3 protein-coding genes are annotated in these 4,513 nt (G+C 67.0%); all 3 read right to left on the bottom strand.

Going from position 1 to position 4,513, the window contains the following annotated elements:
* Nucleotides 1–223: 223 nt before the first annotated feature.
* Nucleotides 224–1,681, bottom strand: coding sequence for an OmpA family protein (locus AC36XV_RS02895; RefSeq protein ID WP_492202171.1), 1,458 nt, complete (start codon nt 1,679–1,681; stop codon nt 224–226).
* An 86-nt stretch (nt 1,682–1,767) separates the two neighbouring features.
* The gene (locus AC36XV_RS02890) at nt 1,768–2,598 is read right to left on the bottom strand and encodes a mechanosensitive ion channel family protein (protein ID WP_492202170.1); all 831 of its coding nucleotides are present in this window, start codon (nt 2,596–2,598) and stop codon (nt 1,768–1,770) included.
* Nucleotides 2,599–2,628: 30 nt separating this feature from the next.
* Nucleotides 2,629–4,513, bottom strand: a 1,885-nt coding sequence (locus AC36XV_RS02885) for a glycerophosphodiester phosphodiesterase family protein (RefSeq protein ID WP_492202169.1), incomplete at its 5' end; no start/stop codon positions are given.

The raw sequence follows: 4,513 nt of genomic DNA, 5'->3' as shown, positions 1-4,513 counted from the left end.
GGCGACGGCGCACAGGGCCAGCGTGAGAACACGGACGTGGATTCTGCTCATCGTACTCTGCCTTATGGAGTTGGCTGTGAACGATCCTGCCAGATAATTGACGCTACAAGATACACGCTCGGGTATGGTCGCGCCCGTGCGGTCGGAGCGCTTCCCGGCGCATTACACACGCCGGGAAGCACCCGGGATCGGAGTCGGTCCGCGGCTCGGCCGCGGACCCGGCTCACGGCTGAACGATGTGCAGCTCCACCCTCCGATTTCGCGCCCGTCCCTCCTCGGTGTCGTTGGAGGCGACCGGATCGGCCTCGCCGTAGCCCACGGCATCGAGCCGATTCGCGAACTGCTCCATCTGCATGCTCGTGGTGAGCAGGAAGCTGCGCACGGCGTCGGCTCGCTCCCGGCTGAGCCGCTCGTTGTACGCTTCCGAACCGACCGAGTCCGTGTAGCCACGGAGTTCCAGGCGAGCCGTTCCCTGTGGGTCGGCCTGGGTGACGATCTGGTCGGCGAGCTCCGTCAGATAGGCCCGTGCCGCCTGCGTGAGCTGGAAGCTGTTGAACTCGAACTCGACGTTCCGGAGCTCGAGCTGCACGAGGCACCCGCGCGCATCGACGCGCGCGCCGGCCGGTGTGCCCGGGCACTCGTCGATCCCGTCGAAGACGCCATCGCCATCGCTGTCCAGCGGGCAGCCCGTGGCATCGACCATGACGCCACGCGGCGTGTTCGGGCACAGGTCGATTCCGAAGAAGACCCCATCGCCGTCCCGATCGCTTGGGCAGCCGTTCTCATCGACCTCGGCCCCCTTCGGCGTATCCGGGCACCGATCGAGTCCGTCCCAGACGCCGTCGCCGTCCGAATCGATCGGGCACCCGTCCGCATCCACGACCGCGCCGCGCGGGGTGTCCGGGCAGCGGTCGGCGTAGTCATACACGCCATCCATGTCCGTGTCGAAGGGGCAGCCGTTGGCGTCCACTTCCACGCCCTTCGGGGTATCGGGGCAGAGGTCGTCTCCATCCTCGACGCCGTCACCGTCGGAGTCCTTGGGGCCCCACAGGAAGAGCGACAGCCCGGCCGTCCACTCGGTGGAGTACAGAGTCTCCTCGCCGAGGCCCGTTCCCGAGATGACGGCCCGCGCGTCGTCGAGGCCGTCCTTCGAGATGTAGTTGCGCCAGTCGAACCGGAAGGCGAGCCAGCGGACCGGATAGATCTTGAGCGCCGCTCCGTAATTCCACGCGAAGGCGTTCTGGGTGTCCAGCCCCTCGATGTCGAGATCGAAGGACTGGATGCCGGCCCCGCCGAGGACCGCGAGCTGGATGGAGCGGTTCAAGTTGAAGTTGTAGGTCAGATCGCCACCGTAGTTCATGACCTTGGCTTCCGTCCCGTCGTAGGACGAACCGATGACCTTCGAGTCCACGTATCCGAAGAACCCTTCGACGCCGAGGCCGAAGTCGAGCACGTATCCGAGACGGCCCCCGAAATACGGGTCGTTGTCCAGTCGCCACGGCGCCGGGTCGTTCTCGAACTCGGTGTCGCCGAGGCCGTTGAGGACGCCGTAGAACGCGTTGATCTCGAGGCCGCCGGTGCCATCCTTGATCGACTGGGCGCCGACGTCGGCCGCGCTGCCCAGGAAGGCCACGGCCGCGAAGGCCGCGAGGAGCGGCCGGAGTCGCTGTAATGCACGCATGGAGAAGCCTCACTTCCTTGTTCGAAGGGCGTACCGCCGCCCGTGAATCTACAGTTCGCCCCGCCTTCGCGCCGCGTTTCGGCGCATCACGAACCGGGTTCCCGTATGAGGTGGACATCGCGCTGCGGATACGGGATCGAGCAACCGGCTGCCTCGAGGCGCTCCTTGAGCGCCCGGGTGAGATCGAACCGCAGGGTCCAGTAGTCTTCCTTTGCGCACCACGGCCGGACGACGAAGTTCACGGACGAATCGCCCAGCTCGGCGACGGCCACCACCGGCTCCGGATCGGCCAGGACCCGGTGGTCCTCGCCCAGCACCGTCCGAATCGTTTCCAGGGCGGTGCCGAGGTCATCGTCGTAGGAGACTCCCACCATCATGTCGTTCCGCCGGATGTCGTTCGCGGCGAAGTTCTTGATCGTCTGCCCGTACACGACCGAGTTGGGCATGATGACTCGCACGTTGTCCGGCGTGTTCAGGGTGGTGCTGAACAGTCCAATCGACTCGACCGCTCCCGTCGTGCCCCCCGCGTCAATGAAGTCCCCGACCGAGAATGGCCGGAAGATCAACAGCATCACGCCACTCGCGAAGTTCGACAGGGAGCCCTGGAGAGCCAGCCCGACCGCCAGTCCGGCGGCGCCGAGCACGGCCAGCAGGGACGCCGTCTGGATGCCCACGATGCCGAGCACGGCGACGAGCACCACGGCCAGGACCAGCCAGTAGACCAGCCCGGAGAGGAATGGCACGAGGGTGTCGTCGACCCCACTCCGTCCGAGTCCCCTCTTTGCGAGCCGCCGGGCCCAGCCGGCCACGATGCGGCCGACGATGAGGAGTACGATCGCTCCGACGACCCGAAGTCCCCAGGCGGTGATGAGCTCGGTGGCGATCCGGCTGAGGGTTTGCAGGTCCACACCATCCATGATGATTTCTCCTGTAGTCTGATTCACTGATTAAGCGTCTGATTCGTCGACCTCATCCATCGGGAGCGCAAACGCCCCGATCTCCGTCCCGATGCCGATCAGCAGTCTCTCGGCAGGGCTCAACTCCGAGCGCAGTTGGAGAACGCGTCGCGCGAGTCCGGGATCGTCCGTGATGATGCCGTCGACATTTCGGCTCATCATGGCCGACATGAGCAGAGGATCGTTCACGGTCCACACGTAGACGTCCTTACCGGCGGCGTGCGCGCGCCGAATGAACAGCCGGGAGGCGGCCGCCGCGTTGACGGCCAGGAAGTCCACATCCAATGCGGTGGCATCTCCAAGGCTCACGGTGGTCAGCAGGCCATACGTCCAGTTCGGCCTCAGAGAGCGGATCTTCTCGATCCCGTCGTACTTGAGCGACATGATGACCACGGCGTCCGACATGCTCGTGCGCTCGACGATGTCGACCACCTGACGCTCGAGAGCCCTGTCGTGGCCGTAGTACTTGAGCTCGACGTTCACCCCGGCCCGCCCCCGCGCTTCGATCAACGTCTCTTCCAGCGTCGGCACGCGCTCGCCCTCGTACGTCGCGTCGAACCAGCTTCCGACGTCCAGCGTGTCGAGGTCCGCGCGTGTCGCATCCCAGACCTTCAACGCGTGGCCCGCCGTCTTCATGAAATCGCTGTCGTGAAACACCACCACTTCGCCCTCGGCGTTCTCCTGGACGTCGATCTCCACCATGTCGGCGCCCTCGTCGAGAGCCCGCCGGACCGCGGCCATGGTGTTCTCCGGGGCGTGCATCGCCGCGCCGCGGTGCGCGATCACGATCGCGGCGTCTTCGGCCGGGAGCCGTGCGACGAGGACCACGGAGATGAGCGCCGCGACCCCGAGCGCGACGACGCACGCTGACACGACGGTCACGGGCCCGAGCCTGATCCGGGCCGCCCGGCTGCCCGGCTCCGCCGAGGGAAGCCGGGCATCGATCCCGGCGGGCGCGGCATCGGTGCGGTAGAGACGCACGATGATGAGCGCAAACAGGGCCGCGGAGATGAAGGACAGAATCAGGTTCGCGCCAACGCTCAGGAGTCCGACGGCGCCGAGTGTGAACGCGACGAGCCGGACGGATTCACTGGCCTGCGGCACCAGCAGGCGTCCCGCGACGCCGAGCACCCACGTGAGCACGATCGAGGCGATGGCGCCGGCGGCCAGCCACGCGATGATCCAGCCGAACAGCGTCCAGCGTCGCCCCTCGGCCGCGGCCACCGAGGCCCGGAGCGCCTCGCGAGGGCCCAGGTTCTCGAACAGGATGCCAGGGAGGGCGTACATCCACCCGAGGATCCGGACTGTGAGCCAACCGGCGAGCAGGAGAATCAGGAGCCCGGCCAGCCCGCCCGCCACGAGGAACTCCGGCGGTCGGGTGGTCAGAAAGTAGTTGATGTCGTGTTCCCGGAGGAAGAAGCCGTAGACGGCGCCGACCAGCGCCAGGATCGGCGTGGCCATGGCCAGGGCCCTCACGAGCATGTGAGCGCCCAGCAGCAGGAGTCGAGTGAAGCGGCTGGCGACGTGCCGAAACGCGGCGAGCCACATGACGCGCCGTCCGGCGGCCGCGCCCATACCGATCGTCATCAGGCCGGCCTGCTCGAGCAGCGCCAGGCCGACCCACGTGCCTCCCACGACGACGAGGGTGGCGAGTCCCACGGGCGACAGGAAGAAGAACAGGATCTCCTGGTCACTAAGCGCGGCCCGACCCTGCGTGGCGAGCGCCAGGCGAAGCACGACCGCGAGCCCGGGAAGCAGGATCACGGCCACCGCGATCCTGGTGACGAGCGAGAAGAGGAAGAGCTGCGGCCAACTCCGCCGGAAATCGCTCAGAGCCTCGGCTCCGGGCGTCAGGTCGAACCGCCTCACTCGCTTC

The sequence above is a fragment of the Candidatus Benthicola sp. genome, assembly GCF_058719085.1.
The sequence above is the reverse complement of the archived record's forward strand: the minus strand, read 5'-3'. Positions and strand labels throughout refer to the sequence as shown.

Coding starts and splice junctions, on each gene's coding strand:
- AC36XV_RS02895 (WP_492202171.1), bottom strand. CDS start 1,681: ATGCGTGCATTACAGCGACTCCGGCCGCTCCTCGCGGCCTTCGCGGCC.
- AC36XV_RS02890 (WP_492202170.1), bottom strand. CDS start 2,598: ATGGATGGTGTGGACCTGCAAACCCTCAGCCGGATCGCCACCGAGCTC.